This is a genomic window from Staphylococcus sp. KUGN1 (assembly GCF_045984185.1).
Taxonomy (GTDB): domain Bacteria; phylum Bacillota; class Bacilli; order Staphylococcales; family Staphylococcaceae; genus Staphylococcus; species Staphylococcus warneri_A.
The window spans coordinates 1,224,016-1,243,883 of record NZ_JBJQIL010000001.1 but is presented as its reverse complement, the minus strand read 5'-3'; the positions used below and the strand labels follow the sequence as shown (position 1 = coordinate 1,243,883).

Annotated in this window: 22 protein-coding genes and 2 riboswitches; of the genes, 15 read left to right on the top strand and 7 right to left on the bottom strand. The window is 31.6% G+C overall.

The window, feature by feature from the left end:
- Positions 1-175 precede the first annotated feature (175 nt).
- Together menE and menC are read left to right on the top strand one after the other, a co-directional pair.
- Positions 176-1,588 (top strand): o-succinylbenzoate--CoA ligase, encoded by a 1,413-nt coding sequence (gene menE / locus ACJQQZ_RS06010; RefSeq protein ID WP_124227877.1) that lies wholly within the window; start codon positions 176-178, stop codon positions 1,586-1,588.
- Positions 1,575-2,588, top strand: a complete 1,014-nt coding sequence (gene menC, locus ACJQQZ_RS06005) for an o-succinylbenzoate synthase (RefSeq protein ID WP_124227876.1) — start codon at positions 1,575-1,577, stop codon at positions 2,586-2,588. Before menE ends, menC begins: the two co-directional genes overlap by 14 nt.
- Here the strand turns inward: menC and yidD are convergent.
- The gene (yidD, locus tag ACJQQZ_RS06000; RefSeq protein WP_002452125.1) at positions 2,572-2,811 is read right to left on the bottom strand and encodes a membrane protein insertion efficiency factor YidD; all 240 of its coding nucleotides are present in this window, start codon (positions 2,809-2,811) and stop codon (positions 2,572-2,574) included. The genes menC and yidD overlap by 17 nt on opposite strands.
- Before the next feature lie 60 nt (positions 2,812-2,871).
- On the opposite strand from yidD, the gene ytkD reads away from it, so the two are divergent.
- Both ytkD and ACJQQZ_RS05990 read left to right on the top strand, forming a co-directional pair.
- Entirely contained in the window at positions 2,872-3,345 is a 474-nt protein-coding gene (ytkD, locus tag ACJQQZ_RS05995) for an RNA deprotection pyrophosphohydrolase (RefSeq protein WP_002452126.1), read from the top strand.
- 10 nt (positions 3,346-3,355) lie between these two features.
- Positions 3,356-4,105: an alpha/beta hydrolase family protein gene (locus ACJQQZ_RS05990; RefSeq protein ID WP_185291332.1), complete on the top strand. Its 750-nt coding sequence runs from the start codon at positions 3,356-3,358 to the stop codon at positions 4,103-4,105.
- Between the two features lie 32 nt (positions 4,106-4,137).
- On the opposite strand, the gene pckA is transcribed toward ACJQQZ_RS05990, so the two are convergent.
- A complete protein-coding gene (gene pckA / locus ACJQQZ_RS05985; protein ID WP_075778776.1) occupies positions 4,138-5,730 on the bottom strand; it encodes a phosphoenolpyruvate carboxykinase (ATP) in 1,593 nt (530 codons plus the stop codon).
- A 153-nt stretch (positions 5,731-5,883) separates the two neighbouring features.
- Positions 5,884-5,999, top strand: a riboswitch (SAM riboswitch).
- Between the two features lie 108 nt (positions 6,000-6,107).
- Between pckA and metK the strand changes: the two genes are divergently transcribed.
- The 3 genes from metK to ACJQQZ_RS05970 all read left to right on the top strand — a co-directional run bounded on the left by metK (position 6,108) and on the right by ACJQQZ_RS05970 (position 9,384).
- On the top strand, positions 6,108-7,307 hold the full coding sequence (gene metK, locus ACJQQZ_RS05980; RefSeq protein WP_049423424.1) for a methionine adenosyltransferase: 1,200 nt from the start codon (positions 6,108-6,110) through the stop codon (positions 7,305-7,307).
- Positions 7,308-7,426: 119 nt separating this feature from the next.
- Positions 7,427-8,335, top strand: coding sequence for an NERD domain-containing protein (locus ACJQQZ_RS05975; RefSeq protein ID WP_002452130.1), 909 nt, complete (start codon positions 7,427-7,429; stop codon positions 8,333-8,335).
- A gap of 212 nt (positions 8,336-8,547) precedes the next feature.
- A complete protein-coding gene (locus tag ACJQQZ_RS05970) occupies positions 8,548-9,384 on the top strand; it encodes an aldo/keto reductase (protein WP_124227874.1) in 837 nt (278 codons plus the stop codon).
- Between the two features lie 58 nt (positions 9,385-9,442).
- Here ACJQQZ_RS05970 and ACJQQZ_RS05965 read toward each other — a convergent pair whose 3' ends face one another.
- The 3 genes from ACJQQZ_RS05965 to ACJQQZ_RS05955 all read right to left on the bottom strand — a co-directional run bounded on the left by ACJQQZ_RS05965 (position 9,443) and on the right by ACJQQZ_RS05955 (position 10,605).
- Positions 9,443-9,799: a fluoride efflux transporter FluC gene (locus ACJQQZ_RS05965; protein ID WP_232133553.1), complete on the bottom strand. Its 357-nt coding sequence runs from the start codon at positions 9,797-9,799 to the stop codon at positions 9,443-9,445.
- Positions 9,799-10,161, bottom strand: a complete 363-nt coding sequence (gene crcB / locus ACJQQZ_RS05960) for a fluoride efflux transporter CrcB (RefSeq protein ID WP_075778778.1) — start codon at positions 10,159-10,161, stop codon at positions 9,799-9,801. Before crcB ends, ACJQQZ_RS05965 begins: the two co-directional genes overlap by 1 nt.
- Positions 10,162-10,299: 138 nt before the next feature.
- Complete coding sequence (locus ACJQQZ_RS05955; protein WP_124227873.1) at positions 10,300-10,605, bottom strand: hypothetical protein; 306 nt, start codon at positions 10,603-10,605, stop codon at positions 10,300-10,302.
- Between the two features lie 255 nt (positions 10,606-10,860).
- Here ACJQQZ_RS05955 and ACJQQZ_RS05950 point away from each other — a divergent pair, with 255 nt between their 5' ends.
- Positions 10,861-11,574, top strand: coding sequence for a transaldolase (locus tag ACJQQZ_RS05950; protein WP_002452135.1), 714 nt, complete (start codon positions 10,861-10,863; stop codon positions 11,572-11,574).
- 204 nt (positions 11,575-11,778) lie between these two features.
- The gene (locus ACJQQZ_RS05945) at positions 11,779-12,234 is read left to right on the top strand and encodes a hypothetical protein (protein ID WP_002452136.1); all 456 of its coding nucleotides are present in this window, start codon (positions 11,779-11,781) and stop codon (positions 12,232-12,234) included.
- On the opposite strand, the gene ACJQQZ_RS05940 is transcribed toward ACJQQZ_RS05945, so the two are convergent.
- On the bottom strand, positions 12,209-12,655 hold the full coding sequence (locus ACJQQZ_RS05940) for a competence protein ComK (RefSeq protein WP_002452137.1): 447 nt from the start codon (positions 12,653-12,655) through the stop codon (positions 12,209-12,211). The two genes, ACJQQZ_RS05945 and ACJQQZ_RS05940, sit on opposite strands and share 26 nt — an antisense overlap.
- Positions 12,656-12,659: 4 nt before the next feature.
- A complete protein-coding gene (locus tag ACJQQZ_RS05935; RefSeq protein ID WP_145506641.1) occupies positions 12,660-13,148 on the bottom strand; it encodes a sigma-70 family RNA polymerase sigma factor in 489 nt (162 codons plus the stop codon).
- A gap of 192 nt (positions 13,149-13,340) precedes the next feature.
- Between ACJQQZ_RS05935 and ACJQQZ_RS05930 the strand changes: the two genes are divergently transcribed.
- The 6 genes from ACJQQZ_RS05930 to ribB all read left to right on the top strand — a co-directional run bounded on the left by ACJQQZ_RS05930 (position 13,341) and on the right by ribB (position 19,866).
- The gene (locus ACJQQZ_RS05930; protein WP_002452139.1) at positions 13,341-13,565 is read left to right on the top strand and encodes a hypothetical protein; all 225 of its coding nucleotides are present in this window, start codon (positions 13,341-13,343) and stop codon (positions 13,563-13,565) included.
- Between the two features lie 260 nt (positions 13,566-13,825).
- Positions 13,826-14,680, top strand: coding sequence for a peptidoglycan release complex glucosaminidase SagB (gene sagB, locus ACJQQZ_RS05925; RefSeq protein ID WP_124227872.1), 855 nt, complete (start codon positions 13,826-13,828; stop codon positions 14,678-14,680).
- Between the two features lie 317 nt (positions 14,681-14,997).
- Entirely contained in the window at positions 14,998-16,494 is a 1,497-nt protein-coding gene (locus ACJQQZ_RS05920) for an FAD/NAD(P)-binding protein (protein ID WP_124227871.1), read from the top strand.
- A 201-nt stretch (positions 16,495-16,695) separates the two neighbouring features.
- A riboswitch (FMN riboswitch) is annotated at positions 16,696-16,826 on the top strand.
- A 161-nt stretch (positions 16,827-16,987) separates the two neighbouring features.
- Positions 16,988-18,031 carry a bifunctional diaminohydroxyphosphoribosylaminopyrimidine deaminase/5-amino-6-(5-phosphoribosylamino)uracil reductase RibD gene (gene ribD / locus ACJQQZ_RS05915; protein ID WP_002452142.1) on the top strand — a complete coding sequence of 348 codons (1,044 nt, stop codon included), beginning with the start codon at positions 16,988-16,990 and terminating at the stop codon, positions 18,029-18,031.
- Positions 18,032-18,037: 6 nt separating this feature from the next.
- A complete protein-coding gene (gene ribE, locus ACJQQZ_RS05910; protein WP_002452143.1) occupies positions 18,038-18,670 on the top strand; it encodes a riboflavin synthase in 633 nt (210 codons plus the stop codon).
- A 14-nt stretch (positions 18,671-18,684) separates the two neighbouring features.
- Positions 18,685-19,866 (top strand): 3,4-dihydroxy-2-butanone-4-phosphate synthase, encoded by a 1,182-nt coding sequence (ribB, locus tag ACJQQZ_RS05905; protein WP_124227870.1) that lies wholly within the window; start codon positions 18,685-18,687, stop codon positions 19,864-19,866.
- The last annotated feature ends 2 nt before the right edge of the window (positions 19,867-19,868 follow it).

The following is a 19,868-nucleotide window of genomic DNA, read 5'->3' as shown; positions in this document are numbered from 1 at the left end:
ATATACGTTTTTCCCAAGATGTAGTTTTTATCATTTAAAAGGACATTCTTGAATGCGAAGGTGTAGATATACATTTGTTTCTACATACTTTATTAGAAATTTAAGATTTGAACACTGATAGATGCTATTAAAATCGTTATAATTAAATATGTAATCATAAATGGAGGAATGACTCGTGGACTTTTGGTTAAAGGAACAATCTATCAAGAAAAAAAACAAAATAGCTGTGACTGATGGACAACGCTCGCTTACATTCAAAGCTTTATATGATGAAGCGCATGTACTTTCACAACATTTAATACAATTAGCTCAGTCAAGAATTGGTTTACATATTAACAATCGAATTGAATCATTGATATTAATACATGCATGTTGGCTTGCTAATATTGAAATTGCGATGATTAATACTCGCTTAACGACTAATGAAATGATTGCTCAAATGAATTCAATCGATGTTAATACAATTATCACAACGACATCTTTAGAATTAGAAGGTTTTATTATATACAATATTGAGGAAATTCAGCTTTTAAATCAAATAGAAGATCAAATGAATATTTTTAAATTAGAAAATATCGCATCAATCATGTTTACGTCGGGTACGACAGGTCCACAAAAGGCTGTGCCTCAAACGTTTAAGAATCATCTAGCAAGTGCAAAAGGATGTAAAAGAAGCTTAGGTTATAGTCAACAATCTAAATGGTTATCTGTACTCCCGATTTATCATATATCTGGTTTGAGTGTGATATTACGTAGTGTGATGGAAGGATTTACTGTCAGACTATTAGAGAAATATAATACAGAAGATATGCTTGATATAATTAAAAATGAAGATATTACTCATGTGTCTCTTGTACCACAAACATTAAAATGGTTAATGGATGCCGGTTTAGAAAAGCCTTATCAATTAGAAAAGATTCTGTTAGGTGGCGCAAAGCTTTCTTCTAATTTAATTCAACAAGCATTAGATTATCGCTTACCTATTTATAATTCGTTTGGAATGACTGAAACATGTTCACAATTTTTAACTGCGACACCAGATATGTTGGCTCAACGATATGATACAGTTGGAAAACCGAGTGATAATGTCAAAGTTAAAATTAAAGATGCTGATCAAAATGGTCACGGTGAATTACTTATAAAAGGGGAAAATGTAATGAATGGTTATTTATATCCTTCTAATTTAACAGATACCTTTGAAGATGGCTTTTTTAAAACAGGTGATATTGCTGAAATTGACGATGATGGCTTCGTTATGATTTATGATCGTCGTAAAGACTTAATCATTAGTGGTGGAGAAAATATCTATCCATATCAAATTGAATCTGTAGCTAAATATTTTCCTGAAATTGAAGACGCCGTATGTATCGGTCAAAATGACGACACATGGGGTCAAGTACCGGTACTATATTATATCGCCCAAGACTATGTTGATAAAAATGATTTACAGCAACATTTCTCCACACATTTAGCTAAATATAAAATACCTAAAGCTTTTTATGAAGTAAATGAATTACCATATACATCAACAGGTAAACTACAAAGAAATAAAGTGATGTCAAAGGAATCAAAAAATGAAGATAAATGAGTTGAAGTTTTATTTATATAGTCAGGCATTTAAATCACCTATTGTGACACCTAAAGTGTCGTTAGACAAAAGAGAATGTTTAGTTATCGAACTGATTACTGATACAGGTGATACGTATTTTGGTGAGTGCAATGCCTTTAAAACACCATGGTATGATAAGGAAACCATATCATCGGTTAAACAACAGATTGAACAGTGGTTTGTATCAATTAAAAATAAAGATGTACATTCGTTTGAAGAATGGCAGGCATTATTGAATACATTAAATCATTGTCCGGCAGCCCGCAGTACAGTTGTCATGGCGTTATATCAAATGTATTATAAACTTAAAGCATTTAAGGTTGAATATGGTGCTACCGTGAGTGGATGGAGTGATGCCCAATTTGCGACGTTAAAGCAAACACAACCTAAACGTATAAAAGTGAAATATTCAAATCAATTAATTTCTGATATTAATAAATTAAAGTCATTAGAATTTCCATTTGATATTGTCATCGATGCAAATGAGTCACTCGATATCAATCAATACCAAGAAATAAATAAAAATACTAAGCAGAACATATTATATATAGAAGAACCATTTGCTAATATTAATACCTTAAAACAGTTTGATGATGAACCTCAATTACCTATTGCTATTGATGAAAAAGCTACATCAATTGATGATATTCAGTTTATTGTTTCGCATTATCCAATTGATACGGTCGTACTCAAGCCGTTTAGATTAGGTGGCATTGACCGTGTTATCGAAACCATTGATTATCTAAAAAATAGGGGTATTAATATTGTTGTAGGTGGTATATACGAATATGGATTGAGTCGATATTTTACTGCGATGTTATCTCAATATGGTGATTATCCTGGAGATGTGACGCCAGCAGGCTATTATTTTGAAAATGATTTTGTGGAAAATGAAGGTATTTTAAAAGAGGGAATGATTGCATTCATCCCCCCAATAGTTGATAGAAGTAAATTAGAATGTATTAATGGTGATGTTTAGACTTATTTTTAGCAAGCGGTACTGGGTCATAGCCACCTTTATGTAGTGGATGGCATTTGAGTATGCGTCGAATGCCTAAATATAATCCTTTGAAAGCACCATGATATTGAATCGCTTCACGCGTATATTCTGAACATGTAGGATAAAAGCGACAAGTAGGTGGTGTTAATGGAGATATATAGCGTTGATAAAAATGTATCAAGGCTAGAAATATTTTTTTCATAAAAAAGCCTCCAACCAGAATTTTGAATACAGTTATTTTAACATATTATAAAGGAATGTGATGTACTTGAAGTTTTTAGATAAAGACCAAAGAGAAGTGCAGTTAACATATAAAGCGAATACAGATAATCCAACAGGTAATCACGTTCTTGCAATACCAGTATACCAAGGGAAGTTATTATTTACTCGACATAAAAATAGAGGTATTGAATTTCCTGGCGGCAAAAGAGAACATGGAGAATCAAGTATTGATGCTATCCAACGAGAATTATATGAAGAAACCGGCGCATATGTAGAAGAAATGCAGTATATTGCTCAATATACTGTGAAAACTAACGATGCCACTAGGTTCGTCAAAGATGTTTATTTTATTCAAGTTTCATCTTTAGCCAATCGAACTGACTATTTAGAAACAGATGGCCCTTGTCTTTTTACTTCTATTAAAGACATACCATATAGTGAACGTAGTTTTTTGCTACAAGATGACGCCATTTTACACTGTTTTGAAAGGGTGACTTCACTTGGACTTTATTAAAATGAAAAGAATGCCGATTGAAATAGCTACGCACCAGTTTGATGAAATCACTTATGATGTTGATCATCTAAAAGTGAAAGCACTAATGATGACACCATATAGTAAAGTTAATCGAATCGTGGTTTATTTAAGAGGCGGAAAAGGACAAGTTGGTCGGGTACGAGCAGCTCGTTTAATGCAATTTGCCAATGAGCACACACTTGTTGTAGGCCCTTATTATAGAGGTAATAATGGTAGTGAAGGTAAAGATGAGTTTTATCGAGGAGATTTAAATGATGTCACTGAACTTATACGCATATTACATTCAAAATATCCCAACGCGTTTATACATATGATTGGATTTTCTCGTGGTGGGTTGCAAGGCTTGCTAACATTTCAAGATTTACCAGTTGATAGTTATATCATTTGGGGTGGTGTTTCTGATATACATTTAATGTATGAAGAGCGTGTGGATTTAAGAGGGATGCTGAGAAGAATGGTAGGACATCCTAAAAAAGATCATGAAGCATATGAAGTTAGAGAAGCGATACAATATATTACACCGCAAAGTCCACCGATTTTAATTGTACATGGTGGTAAAGATAAACAGGTAGGTATTCATCAAGCTTATTATCTAGAACGACAATTGAAAGATATTGGTGCACCTTATGATACATGTTATCAAATGGAAGAAGGACATGTACCTCGACCATTTGCTTTGCAAGAAACTTTAACGTATATACATAAATGGATGACTCAAATAGAAACAAACAAAAAATAGCGCAGCAGATTTAAGTCTGCCGCGCTTTACTTTTATTTATTGAAAGCACCTTTGTCAGAAATATGTTCCACTTCAGGGCCGAATTTTTTGAAGTTATCTTCGAATCGTTGGATAAGATCATTTGCTTGTGCTTTATATTTTTCAGCGTCGCTCCAAGCATTAATAGGATTTAAAATAGTTTTTGGTACATCTTCGATTTCAACTGGAATATTTAAACCAAATGTTGAGTCTTTTGTAAACTCTGCATCTTTTAATTTACCTGAGATTGCTTGGTTAACCATTTGACGCGTATAGTGTAAACTAATTCTTCTACCAACACCATATTTTCCGCCAGTCCATCCAGTGTTAACTAAATACACATCAACATCATGTTTATCAATTAATTCACCTAATAGGTCTGCATAAACAGTTGGATGTAGTGGTAAGAATGGTGCGCCGAAACAAGTAGAGAATGATGGTTCTGGTTCAGTTACACCACGTTCAGTACCTGCTAATTTAGACGTGAATCCACTTAAGAAATGATACATTGCTTGATCTTTAGTTAATTTTGAAATTGGAGGAATCACACCAAATGCATCTGCAGTTAAAAAGATAATCGTATTAGGATGTGCTGCTTTTGAAGGTAATACAATATTATCAATATGATGAATAGGGTATGCCGCTCTTGTATTTTCAGTGAATTTATTATCATCGAAATCAACAGTACCATCTTCTTTAACGACTGTGTTTTCTAGGATAGTGCCGTATTCAATAGCATCATAAATTTGTGGTTCTTTTTCTTTTGAAAGATTGATCGCTTTTGCGTAGCAACCACCTTCAATGTTGAACACACCATTTTTATTCCAACCATGTTCATCGTCACCGATTAATTTTCTTTCAGGATCAGCTGATAACGTTGTTTTACCTGTACCTGATAACCCAAAGAATAATGCGACATCGCCTTTTTCTCCTACGTTAGCAGAGCAATGCATACTCATAATATCTTGCATAGGTAATAAGTAGTTCATTACTGAGAAGATACCTTTTTTCATTTCACCAGCGTATTCTGTGCCACCGATTAAAATAACCTTATGCTTAAATGATACAATGACAAACGTTTCAGTTTTCGTACCATCAACTTCAGGATCAGCTTTAAAATGTGGTGCTGATACAATCGTAAAGTTAGGTTTGATTGATTTTGCTTCTTCTTTAGATTCAGGACGAATGAACATATTATGTGCAAATAAATTATGCCATGCTAATTCGTTAATGACAGTTAATTTTAAACGTGAATCTTTATCACTACCTGCGTAGCCGTTAAACACATATAGTTCATCTTTTTTACCTAAGTAATCTAATACTTTATTATAAAGTTTTAAGAATGTTTCTTCATCGATAGGTTGATTGACGTCTCCCCAATCTACATTATCTCTATATGAAGGTTCAGTAACGATAAACTTATCTTTTGGTGAGCGACCAGTATATTTACCAGTGCTTGCGTTAATAGCGCCTAATTCAGTAAGTTCACCTTCATTATTATCTAAGATCTTATTGTAAAGTTGAGTTGTTGATAGTTGAAACTTCGTTGATGGTTTTTCTAATAATTGTTTAATTTTTGACGTTTCAGAGTATGTATCAATCGACATACTTAATCCCTCCAGATAGTTATAATGTAAGCCTTTACATTTCAATAGTATAACATATCAATTTAATTAATCCACCGTAAATTATTACTAAAATAACTTAAATCATAAATTGACATTAATTCTCTTATTAGGTAGTATTAATTTTAACGGATTCTCTTATCCTGAGTGGTGGAGGGACATGGACCCAATGAAACCCAGCAACCTCTTTTTACATATAAAAAGAAAGGTGCCAAACCGTTTGCAGACACATAATGTCTGAACGATAAGAGCGAATGGACGTATAAGAGCCTTCACTCTATCTAGGTAGTAGTAGAAGGCTCTTTTATTTAGCTCATATAAAAGAGAATTATCGTAATATATTTTAAAAGGAGCAAAACATGACTAACAATAAACGATTATTTACTTCAGAATCAGTAACTGAAGGACATCCAGATAAAATTGCTGATCAGGTATCTGATGCAATCTTAGACGAAATTCTTAAAGACGACCCTAATGCACGTGTCGCTTGTGAGACAACAGTGACAACCGGAATGGCATTAATTTCAGGTGAAATTTCAACAACGACATATGTTGACATTCCAAAAGTAGTAAGAGAGACAATTAAAGATATTGGTTATACACGTGCCAAATATGGTTATGATTCACAAACAATGGCGGTTTTAACTGCAATTGATGAACAATCACCAGATATCGCTCAAGGTGTTGATACAGCATTAGAATACCGTGATGATATTTCTGAAGAAGAAATTGAAGCAACTGGTGCAGGTGACCAAGGATTAATGTTTGGCTATGCTACAAACGAAACAGATACTTATATGCCGTTACCTATTTTCTTATCTCATCAATTAGCGAAACGTCTATCAGATGTACGTAAAGATGACATTATAGATTATTTACGTCCAGATGGTAAGGTTCAAGTCACTGTAGAATATGATGAAAATGATAAACCTAAACGCATTGATACTATTGTTGTATCAACACAACACGCTGAAGATAAATCGTTAGAAGAAATTCAAAACGATATTAAAAAACATGTCATTTATCCAACTGTTCCAGAATCATTAATGGATGATAAGACGAAATTCTATATTAATCCTACAGGACGTTTTGTAATCGGTGGACCACAAGGGGATGCTGGATTAACAGGACGTAAGATTATTGTAGATACGTACGGAGGTTATGCACGCCATGGTGGTGGTTGCTTCAGTGGTAAGGATCCAACTAAAGTAGACCGTTCTGCTGCTTATGCAGCAAGATATGTAGCGAAGAATATTGTTGCTGCAGAATTAGCTGAACAATGTGAAGTACAACTTGCTTATGCTATTGGTGTAGCTGAACCAGTATCTATAGCTATTGATACGTTCGGGACAGGTAAAGTGTCTGAGTCTGAATTAGTAGAAGCAGTTAGAGCAAACTTTGATTTAAGACCAGCTGGTATCATTAAAATGTTAGATTTAAAACAACCTATTTATAAACAAACTGCTGCATACGGTCATTTTGGACGTACTGACGTATTATTACCATGGGAAAAATTGGATAAAGTCAACGTTTTAAAAGATACGATTAACAAGGCTTAAACAAAATAGCATGTGAGATGTTTGAAATATAATAAGATAAATTGCGACAAGATGTCGAAAATGTCTTGATTATGTTTTATAATTAATTGTATTGATCATATAAAAGGAGCGTTGATGTGATGAGTTTATCTTCACCTATTGGTATAGGGTTAATTGTTGCAGTAGTTATTGCAATTATCTTTTTTGTACTATTTTTAATTGCATTAAATAGTAAGAAAAAGATTAAGCAACAAACAGAAGAAGAATACCAACAAAAAGAACAAAGTATAAAGGCATCTCATGAAGAAGCTTTGGAAAAAGAACGTATTGAGAATAAAAAGACAGTTACGAAACAAAAAGAAGATTATGAAGCTACAGTAAATAGTAAAGAAAGAGAAATTGATGCATTAAAGCTATTTTCTAAAAACCATAGTGAATATGTAACTGATATGCGATTAATTGGTATTCGTGAGCGTTTAGTCAATGAAAAACGTATTCGTCCTGAAGATATGCATATCATGGCTAATATTTTCTTACCGACAAATGAATTAAATAAGATTGAAAGAATTAGTCATCTCGTTCTTACACGTACTGGATTATATATTATTGATTCTCAATTATTAAAAGGTCATGTATATAATGGTATTAGTGGCGCTCAATTTTCTGAGCTACCAACAATGGAACAAGTATTTAATACGTTGGAATTAGATAAAGGAACGCCTCAAACATTAGTACTTGATCAAAATAGTGACGAAAAATCATTATCATTTATAAACTATTCAGATGAGATTCAACAAATACAGAATGTAGCTGGTGACTTACAAAGTAAATTAAATACTAAGTATACACCAACATCTATTCTTTACTTTAACCCTAAAAATGAAGGAGATGTTACTATTTCTAATTATGCTCAAAATAGTAATGTCAAAGTATTAGTTGGACCTGAACAACTAGATGAATTCTTTAACAAATTTGTATTCCATGGACGTATTCAATATAATGTCGATGATTTACAACAAATCATGGAACAAATCGAATCATTTAATTAAATATCAACGAAGCTAGTAGGGATTTTATCTCTACTAGCTTTTTTAGTTTTGAGCACAGATATTGAAATTTATATGACTTATGTTTAATCTGAGTTTTATCTACTTTCATAGGGTATAGAATATTGAAATTTATATGACTTATGTTTAATCTGAGTTTTATCTACTTTCATAGGGTATAGAATATTGAAATTGTATTTAAGGAGTGGGAATGTATGGATAATATTAAATTTTATAATGGTCATACGATGCCGAAAGTTGGTCTAGGTACATTTAGAGTTGAAAATAATGATGATTGTACAAAAGCTGTTAAATACGCAATTGAAAATGGATATAGAAGTATCGATACAGCAATGGTATATGGTAATGAAGAAAAGGTAGGACAAGGTATTAAAGAAGGGCTTGAATCTGCAGGCTTAAAACGTGAGGATTTATTTATTACCTCAAAATTATGGTTAGAAGATTATGGTAGAGAAAATGTTGAACAAGCCTACGAAAATAGTTTGAAAAGGTTAGATTTAGATTATCTAGATTTGTATTTAATGCATTGGCCGGGTACGAATGAAGCCCTAATGATAGATACATGGCAAGGTATGGAAGATTTATATAAACAAGAGCGTGTTAAAAATATTGGAGTGAGTAACTTTAATGTAGATCATTTTGAAGCGTTACTAGCTCAAGTATCTATTAAGCCTGTAATTAACCAAGTTGAGTTCCATCCATACTTAACTCAAAAAGAGTTGAGACAATATTTAGATGTTCAAAATATTGTGATGGAATCTTGGTCACCATTAATGAACGCGCAAATATTAGATGATGAAGTAGTTAATCAAGTAGCACAAGAAGTTGGGCAAACGCCAGCACAAGTGATTATTAGATGGAACTATCAACATCAAGTAGTCACAATTCCTAAATCAGTAACACCTCACCGTATTGACGAAAATCTAAATATATTAGATTTTGAATTAAATGATGACCAAATGAAAAAATTAGATGACCTAAATCAAAATAAAAGAATTGGGCCAGACCCTTCAGAATTTAATGGGAAATAATATGACAAAACCACGTCCTCAATCGAACAGGGGACGTGGTTTTAATGAATATCATTAGTTATTGAAATAAATGATATGCAAAATAGCAACTTGCAAAGGCACCAACAAATTGCAAGAGCGTATAAATAATAAAAGGTATAGGCTTAAATTGAGGTGATACCATGCCTACAAGTTCATTAGATAAGGTTGAAAATGTTGTTAACCCGCCTAAAATACCTGTGATGAAGAATGGATTCATCCATTTGATGTGAAGTGATAAGCCTGATATGGCACCAATTAACATACATCCAACAATATTAACTATCAAAGTACCAACAGGTAATCTGGTATTAAAGTGATTGAAGTAATTTGATATCAACGCACGACTCATCGCACCAATACCGCCGCCCAGCATAACTAATACCATTGTCATTATCATATCTGCTCACCTAATTTCTTGCCTAATAAACATAAAAGGATACATAGGATGTAACTAATCAAAGCATAAAAGATTAATAACGCCCATTGTTGCTGATTAAACATTTGAACGAGTTCGAATTGAAATGTAGAAAAAGTAGTCAATGCTCCCATGAATCCAGTAGTGACAGCTTTTTTTAATAAAGGATTATTGTTAAATAACTTAATAGTTAAAGCCGACAAAAATCCCATAAAAAAGCCACCTATTAAATTGGCACTTAATGTGCCTATAGGTATGTCATGTCCATGATTAAAGAAAGAAAACAGATATCTCATTAATGCACCAAAGGCGCCACCAATAAAAATAAATAAATATTGCATTTTTTAAATCCCTTCAATTTGGTCAGTCACAAAATATATAATTCTATATCTAGAATGGTTGGATTTCATATATAAAACTAAATCAACCAATTCTCATGGAAAAGGTTGATTTATATACGTCCACATTACATAAATACTTTATAAAAGGAAACCATATGTATGTAATGAGGATAAAATATGAATGATAATCACAATGAAAATAAGAATAGGTAATAACTTACTACCAATTCTTATCCAATCTTGTTTTTCACGCGCGTGTTTGATAGATTTATCTGCAAATATCACAGAAGCAATCAAAATAATGACATTGATCACACTACATGCGATGACCAATTTAACGAATGAACCTAAAACACTATTCAGAAATGGGTTGTTTGTATTAAAGAAAAAGCTTATCGCTAATAGTAGTAATGTAATATAAAAGTAAATTTTAGATTTTGACATGCGCATCCTCCTAGATGGTTATCATTACAATATACTACCATTTTTTAGGATATGAGAATAGTATAAATTAATATAAAAAATATGGTGAAATATGAAATCCTATGATATAGGCAAATAATTCGCTTACATTTCAAAAGCATGTTATAAATTATTTATAAATCATTAATGATGTTAAGTTAAATAATCAAGCTTACATACTTAAATAATGTGACCATTGATGATTAAGCAATGTTATCGGTTAAGGAGGAATTCGTAATGAGACAATTAAATGTAGAGGTATTTGCTGATGGTGCAGATATCGAAGAAATGAAAGCTGCATACAAAAATAAACAAGTAGACGGATTTACGACTAATCCAAGTTTAATGGCAAAAGCTGGTGTAACAGATTATAAAGCATTTGCTGAAGAAGCAGTGAGAGAAATTCCTGATGCTTCAATTTCATTTGAAGTATTCGCAGATGATTTAGAAACAATGGAAAAAGAAGCTGAAATCTTAAAACAATATGGTGACAATGTATTTGTTAAAATTCCTATTGTTACAACGGATGGTACTTCTACCATTCCATTAATTAAAGCTTTATCAGCTAAACAAGTAAGACTAAATGTTACTGCTGTTTATACGATTGAACAAGTTAAAGAAATTACTGAAGCTGTAACAGAAGGTGTACCAACATATGTATCTGTATTCGCTGGTCGTATCGCCGACACTGGTGTAGATCCATTACCATTAATGAAAGAAGCCGTCGAAATTACACATAGTAAAAAAGGCGTTAAATTATTATGGGCTAGTTGCCGTGAATTATTTAATGTAATTCAAGCTGATGAAATTGGTGCAGATATCATTACATGTCCTGCGGATGTTGTTAAGAAGGTCAATAATAATTTAGGTAGAGATGTAGAAGAACTATCTATTGATACTGTTAAAGGTTTTGCTAAAGATATTCAAAGTTCAGGATTATCTATTTTATAAGCAATCATTAAAGTGATATCGAAGCTGAAGTATAAGATATTGAAGTAGCCAATCGCCCGTACATGTTTTCAAATTTTATTTTAAGATAACAATGTACGATGGATTGGCTTTTCTTATTAATAAATTTAATTTTGAATTGATTGATGGTTCAAAGTCATCTATGATATATAAATAACCAATTAGAGTAGAGGTGCAATTCTAGCTATGGATAAAAATACATTTAGTGCTAGAGTAAAAAAGCAATTATGGTTCTTAAATAAAACAGAAAAAGATCAACTTAATCAAGAATTGAACCAATTGAATGAACATGACACGGATGTTTTAAATAAACCTGTCAAATTTTCAAATCAATTTTTAAGAACACATGTCTTTCAACAAAAAATGATTAGTTCATTCAGTCTTGTATTATTATTGATGGGAATCGTTTTTACATATGTGATATTACTAGGTGGCTTTCTATTTGGATTAATCACAAGTCTCACAGCTGTTAATTATTTTATTAACCCACAAGTAACTCTATCAACAATGACAGTGACTTTAATTATCGTAGGGGCTATTCTATTGATGATCGTTTCTCTGTTCTTAATTAAGAAAGTAACTGCATTTTTTACTAAAAAGCTATTAGAATATAAATTTAATAAGCAGAATACGAATGTGTAATCAAATGGCAAAGAAGTAAGCTTTCTTGCCATTTTTTTAATATAAAAGTATAAGGTTCGTCTACTAATAGAGATTTAGAATTAGAAAACTGTATGAGTGTTGCATCGCTTTGTGATTGTATTCCTATAATATAGTATGCATTCACGTAAATTTGAATGGGAGCTCGATGATGTTTAAGAGGGAATAAGATGAGCGTCTCATTAATGAAAAGCGGTATCTTTTTATTAATTTGAAGTAATCGTTTAGCGAGTTTCTTTTGAAGCGGTAATGATTTTTGATGTAATTCTAATAGAAATATTAATGTATGATTAATTGTAATAGGAAGTGAAATATCATATTGTTGATAATGACATTGCGTAACACTTTTCGGACCTATTCCTGTTTGAATATATAATAATTGAGATGTTGTAATTTGATTCATGTTGTCATTCCTTTTCTAGGTTGTATTGTAAATGCTGCATGATTTTGGATTGAGTTATCTTTTTGATTTTCTTAATGGTTGATATAGAAAGATGCATCATATTTGCGATTTCGTATTGTTTATATCCTAGTAATTTTAAATCTAACCATTGTTTTTCTTGATTATTTAATAGATAATAAATGTCTTGCAAAAGTAATGCATCCTCATCTAAAAACTGTATGGGCTCATTTTTTGAGTGGATAGGTGTATCGATATTGATAGTAGGTATTTTTTTGTTTTCTTTGCGAAATATATCGATAAGGTAATAGTTTAACCTAATAAATAGGTAAGAGGATAGTTTGCTAGATTGTGAGGGTTGATAATGATGAGTTAAGTGCCATAATTGGATTAACAGTAATTGATAAAACTCGTCATAATTATAAGTGATTTGATATCTTTTTAACAAATAATGTATGATTTTGTTGTACTTTTGATAAATTTTATTGAATTCCAAAGTTTTCTCCTATTTATGTACATAAAGTGTTTTTCCGGATAAAATGAATTTAAAATATGTAATAAAAAATTTCATTTGCTTAATTGTAAAAATAGGTGTTAAATAGTAAACATAGAAAATAACTAGGTATTTAATTTTTACATTTACATTGTCTTATTGTTTAAATAGAGCAAAGTTTGATAGGAGGTACGTATGGACTACGCACACTTAAATTTAGAACATTTTTTCGCACGCAATGATGATTTAGATCGAATTAAAGATCGCTCAGATTTTGTGATGATTAATAATTTTACTAATGAAATGAAATATAGAGATGGTGAAATTGAAGGTACAATTGATTTAAATCAATATTTTTATAAAAATAGATCACAAGCTGTTAGTTTCATCATGATGGAATATAAAAAACATAATAAATAAAAGTAATAATTTAGACTTAGAAATGGTATTGACACTATCATATGTAAATTGCATGTTTTTATGCGTGCAACATTTTATTTAGATAGTGTCTATATTGTTGTCTAAATCTTTTTCATCTCAAAAGTTTCATTTTTATTACTTTTTATTTATGAATTTGTAACAAGGTATATATTAAATTGTGAATCAGAATTAATAATGTTAAACTTTATTATCGTAATACAATTCAAAAGTATAACAACATTGACCTAAGAGGTGTGAATATGACGAAGCACAAAAAGGGATCTATTGTTGCAATTTTAGGATTGCTGATTATCTTTGTAGTTGGTGCTATTATCTTTTTCTCAATGGTTTCAGACCAAATTTTCTTTAAACATGTAAAAGAAGAACAGAAAATTGAGAAATTAGATGTAACTTTAGATAAAGCTGCAAAGAAACAAATAGATAACTATACGAGTCAACAAGTATCGAATAAAAACAATGATGCGTGGAGAGATGCATCATCAATTGAAATAAAATCAGCTATGGATAGTAGTCAATTTATCGATAGTGACGTACAAAAATATCAATTTTTAGATTTATCTAAATATCAAGGTATTGATGAAAAAAGAATTAAACGTATGTTAGTTGATCGACCAACTTTACTGAAACATACGGATGACTTTACAAAAGCAGCGAAAGATAAACATGTTAACGAAGTGTATTTAATTTCACATGCGTTATTAGAAACTGGCGCTGCTAAGAGTGAATTATCTAAAGGTGTAGAAATTGATGGTAAGAAATACTACAACTTTTATGGTGTAGGTGCATTAGACAAAGATCCTGTTAAGACAGGTGCTGAATATGCTAAAAAACATGGTTGGGACACACCTCAAAAAGCCATTTATGGTGGTGCTGATTTCATTCATAATCATTTCTTAAAACATGAAGATCAAGATACACTATACAGTATGAGATGGAATCCTAAGAATCCTGGTGAACATCAATATGCAACTGACATTAAATGGGCTGAAAGTAATGCCACTATCATCGCAGATTTTTATAAAGATATGAAAACGGAAGGTAAATACTTCAAATTATATGTTTATAAAGATGATAAAGACCATTTGAAGAAATAATTAATGTTAAAAAATGCCTGCAACGGTAATAACGGTTGCAGGCATTTTTGTATTCATCATTATTATTATTCAGCTTTATTATGACGTGTTATCCATAAAAACATTATAATAGTGAGTGCTATGATTTTCGAAACTAATTTCATTTCATCACCTCAAAGAAAGATTTTATCACAAATTTTAAAGGATTAAATTGTTCAAGATTAGGGTATATATGAGTAAATATGAAAATTTAATTTTTGATAATGAGCGAACTTAAAAATGACTACACTTATAAAGTTCATCACGGAAATAGATTGTAGAGAGAGGATGATTTAATCATGCGAGTAGCTATAATAGGAATGGGCACAGCAGGTGTGAGTGTTTTACGTCAACTAGTCAAACACGACCATTTTGAAAAATTAAAAGTAGATGTGTATGATGACCGCAATAATATGGGACAGGGTGTTCCATTTCAAAATGATAGTAGTGAATTACTCATTAATATGCCATCTAAAAAGATGAGCTTAAATTTAGATGATGATGAAGAGTTTTGGAAATGGTATCAACATCAACAAGTATTTGATTTCGATAATCCTACATACTTACCACGTTTTGTATTTGGACATTATATGAAATCATACTTATCCAAATTCGATGAGCAATATGAAAATATTACTATTATCAATCATAAAGTACACGAGATTTTTACAACATCGAAAGTGGATGAAACGAATTTAAAATATTATGTATGTAACTCAGATGATATGAAAGAATGGCGAGAATACGATTACTTATTCTTAACATTTGGTACATTTGCCTATCACGATCCATATCATTTAAAAGGTATAAAAGGGTTTAAACCGACACCTTATCCTACATACAATTCATTAGATGATGTAAATGAAGATGATAGAATTGCCATTCTTGGAACTGGTCTCGCTAGTCTAGATGTCATTCGATATGTGACTGCACATCACCCTAGATTACCTATTTTAATGACAAGTCGATCAGCCAATTTACCAAGTGTAAGAGGTCAAATGGTAGATATAGAATTTACACATTTAACAAAACAAAAATTTAATGATTTACAGGCACAAAATTATGGGAATGTACCTTTAGATGTTGCAGTAGATTTATTTTTAAAAGAATGTAGCGACTACGGTATAGATTTTGAAAAACTTATCAATAGAAGAACTGGTAATCATATTAATGATTTAAAATTTGATTTAGAACATGAAAAGGAAATGGGAATATTCCAAAGTATAATTGAATATTTAAAGGAAAATTTAAATTGGATATGGAATAGCTTTAGCTTTGAAGATCAACAACAATTCCAAAAGAAATATACTAAAATAATTCAACTTAATTCTAATCCAATGCCTCCTAGAACTGCGAAATTACTTATTGAATTATTAGAACAAGAGGCATTGATTATCCGTAAAAATTTAAAAAATGTTTATCATGAGGACGGATTATTCCATTTACAATATGAAAATGAGAATGACATTGAAGATTTTAATGTAGTCATTAATGCAACTGGATCTAAAAATCATTTATCTGAGTTAGATGAAGATGACCAATTAATTCTTAATTTAGAAAATAGGCAAATTGTACAAGCACATCCTTTAGGCGGTATACAAATTATTCCTGAAACGAACCAAGTTATTAGTCCGAGGTTTGGTACTTTAACTAATGTGATAGCGATTGGACAAATGACAAATGGCGTCAATAAACTTAGAAACGGTGTTAAAATGATTGTTAACCAAGTGGCTAATGCGGTGGATAGATTATATGACACGCAACAAGACTTTGAAAATATCAAAGAAGAAAGCTAAAAGCGTTAAGTAATTATATCTAGGCGTATTTTAAATCTATATTTTATTTAAAAGATAAACAAAATCCGATGATTTAATTTAAAAGTATTACTTTAATTAAGTACAATGTATAGTAATTGTATTTTTGAAAAAGGTGTAGTATGATTTGAATTGTAGTAAATTAGACTACAATACTCAATTAACCTTTAACAATTTCATATAAAATTCTTTCGGGGCAGGGTGGAATTCCCAACCGGCAGTGATATGAGCCTGCGACCTACTAACATTTGTTAGTGGCTGATCTAGTGAAATTCTAGAGCCGACAGTTAAAGTCTGGATGGGAGAAAGAATGACGTTTATCGACATTAACATATATTTGTATAAGTATGTGTATTAATAAGTATGTTTATATTTTTAGATATAAATATGCTTATTTGAAGATATATGATTCGCCTTATGCCTTGAAATATACAATTTCATTGGTGTAAGGCTTTTTAATTTTAGAGGTGATATTTTGAGTAAATTTATGAATTATGCTATACAACTTGCACAAATGGTTGATGGACAAACAGGTGTTAATCCTCCAGTGGGTTCAGTTGTTGTCAAAGACGGAAGAATAGTTGGTATTGGTGCACACTTACGAAAAGGTGATAAACATGCTGAAGTTCAAGCTTTAGACATGGCACAATCAGAAGCCAATGGTGCTACCATTTATGTATCATTAGAACCATGTACACACCATGGTTCAACACCACCATGTGTAGATAAAATCATTGAAGCTGGTATTCACAAAGTCATCTACGCTGTTAAAGATACTACCCTTATTTCAAAAGGCGATGACATTTTGAAAAATGCAGGCATCGAAGTTGAATTTCAATATAATGCCGTTGCAGCGCAACTTTATCAAGATTTCTTCACTGCAAAAAGAAATGGTATTCCCGAATTAACGGTTAAAGTTTCAGCTAGTTTAGATGGCAAACAAGCTACCGATGATGGCGAGAGTAAGTGGATTACTAATAAAGAAGTAAAAAAAGACGTCTATCAATTACGTCATAGTCACGATGCAGTATTGACTGGACGTAAAACAGTAGAAGCTGACGATCCATTATACACGACAAGGATAGCTGATGGGAAACATCCAATTCGAGTCATACTTAGTAAGAGTGGCAAATTAGACTTTAATCAACAACTATTCCATGATTATGCATCTCCTATTTGGATTTATACAGAAAATAAAAATTTAAAAGTAGACAATAGTAATGTAACTATTATTTATATGGAACAATGCGATATTAAATCTATTTTGAAAGATTTATATCAAAAAGGTATCGGGAAACTGTTAGTCGAAGCAGGTCCCGAAATTACTTCAGAATTTCTCCAATCTGATCACTTAGATCACCTTGTACTTTATTTTGCCCCGAAAATAATAGGTGGTTCTGGTAAGTATCAATTTTTCCAAACTGACCAGATAGTGTCTTTACCAGATACAACTCAATTTGAAATTGTTAATTCCACGTTAATTCAACAAAATATTAAATTAGTTTTGAGAAAGAAGTGATTGCAAATGTTTACAGGCATCATCGAAGAAATAGGAACGGTGCAAGAAGTTCGTAATCAAAATTCAGTTCGAACATTAGTAATTACTGCTGAAAAAATATTAGAAGATATGCATATTGGTGATTCAATTAGTGTAAATGGTGCGTGTTTAACTGTCATTGATTTCGATGACCAAACATTTTCAGTGCAAGTCATTAAAGGCACAGAAAATAAAACCTACCTCTCAGATGTACAACGCCATACGAAAGTTAATTTAGAAAGAGCAATGAGTGGTAACGGCAGGTTTGGCGGTCATTTTGTGTTAGGTCATGTTGATGATTTAGGAACAATATCTAAAATTAATGAATCTGCCAATTCAATGATTATCCAAATAAAAGCATCCAAAACACTACTTAATCAAATGGTTAAGCAAGGATCGATAACGGTAGATGGTACAAGTTTGACGATTTTCGATCTTCATTCGGATGCTTTTGATATTCATTTGATTCCTGAAACAAGACGTTCCACAATCTTATCAAGTAAAAAAGTGGGCGATAACGTACATCTAGAATCAGATGTGTTATTCAAATATGTTGAAAATATCTTAAATCAAAATCAATCAAGTTTAACAGAAGAAAAACTAAAAGCATTTGGTTTTTAGGGGAGGCAATAAACATGAAATTCGACAGTATTGAATTAGCCTTAGATGCTTTAAAACAAGGTGAAAGTATTATTGTAGTTGATGATGAAGATAGAGAAAATGAAGGCGACCTAATAGCAATAACTGAATGGATGAAAGACGATACGATTAATTTCATGACTAAAGAAGGTCGTGGGTTAATTTGTACACCTATCAGTTCAAGCATTAGTGAACAACTAGATCTCCATCCAATGGAATCAAATAACTCAGATGTGTTTGGCACTAATTTTACTGTAAGTATCGATCATAAGAATACAACAACCGGTATCAGTGCGAACGAGAGAACGCTAACTGCTAGAGCACTGATTGATGAACATGCGAAAGCTTCAGATTTTAACCGACCAGGCCATTTATTTCCTTTAATTGCTAAAGATAATGGTGTGTTAGAAAGAAATGGTCATACCGAAGCGGCAATAGATCTTGCTAAATTAACAGGTGCTAAACCAGCAGGTGTGATTTGTGAAATTATGAATGATGATGGGTCTATGGCTAAAGGTGAAGATCTCCAAGCATTTAAAGATAAACATCAATTAGTTATGATTACGATTGAAAGTTTAATAGAATATCGTCAAGTTAACGAATCACATGTAAAACTCAATGCAAAAGTAAAAATGCCAACAGACTTTGGTACCTTTGATATGTATGGATTTACAACCGATTATAGTGAAGAAGAAATCGTCGTTATAACTAAAGGTAATATTAGATCTCATGAAAATGTACGAATCCATTCTGCATGCCTTACGGGTGATATTTTCCACAGCCAACGATGTGATTGTGGTGCTCAATTAGAAGCTTCGATGAATTATATAGAACAACACGGTGGAATGATTATCTATTTACCTCAAGAAGGGCGTGGCATAGGACTCATGAATAAATTACGTGCCTATGAATTAATTGAAAAAGGTTATGATACTGTTACAGCTAATTTAGCATTAGGATTCGATGAAGATTTACGAGATTATAATATAGCTGCACAGATTCTTAAATATTTTGAAATAGAAAAAGTAAATTTATTAAGTAATAATCCGAAGAAATTTGAAGGATTAAAAGAATATGGCATTAATATTCAACAACGTATAGAAGTGATTGTACCTGAAACACAATATAATCATGACTATATGACAACCAAAAAAGAAAAAATGGGACATTTAATTTAGGA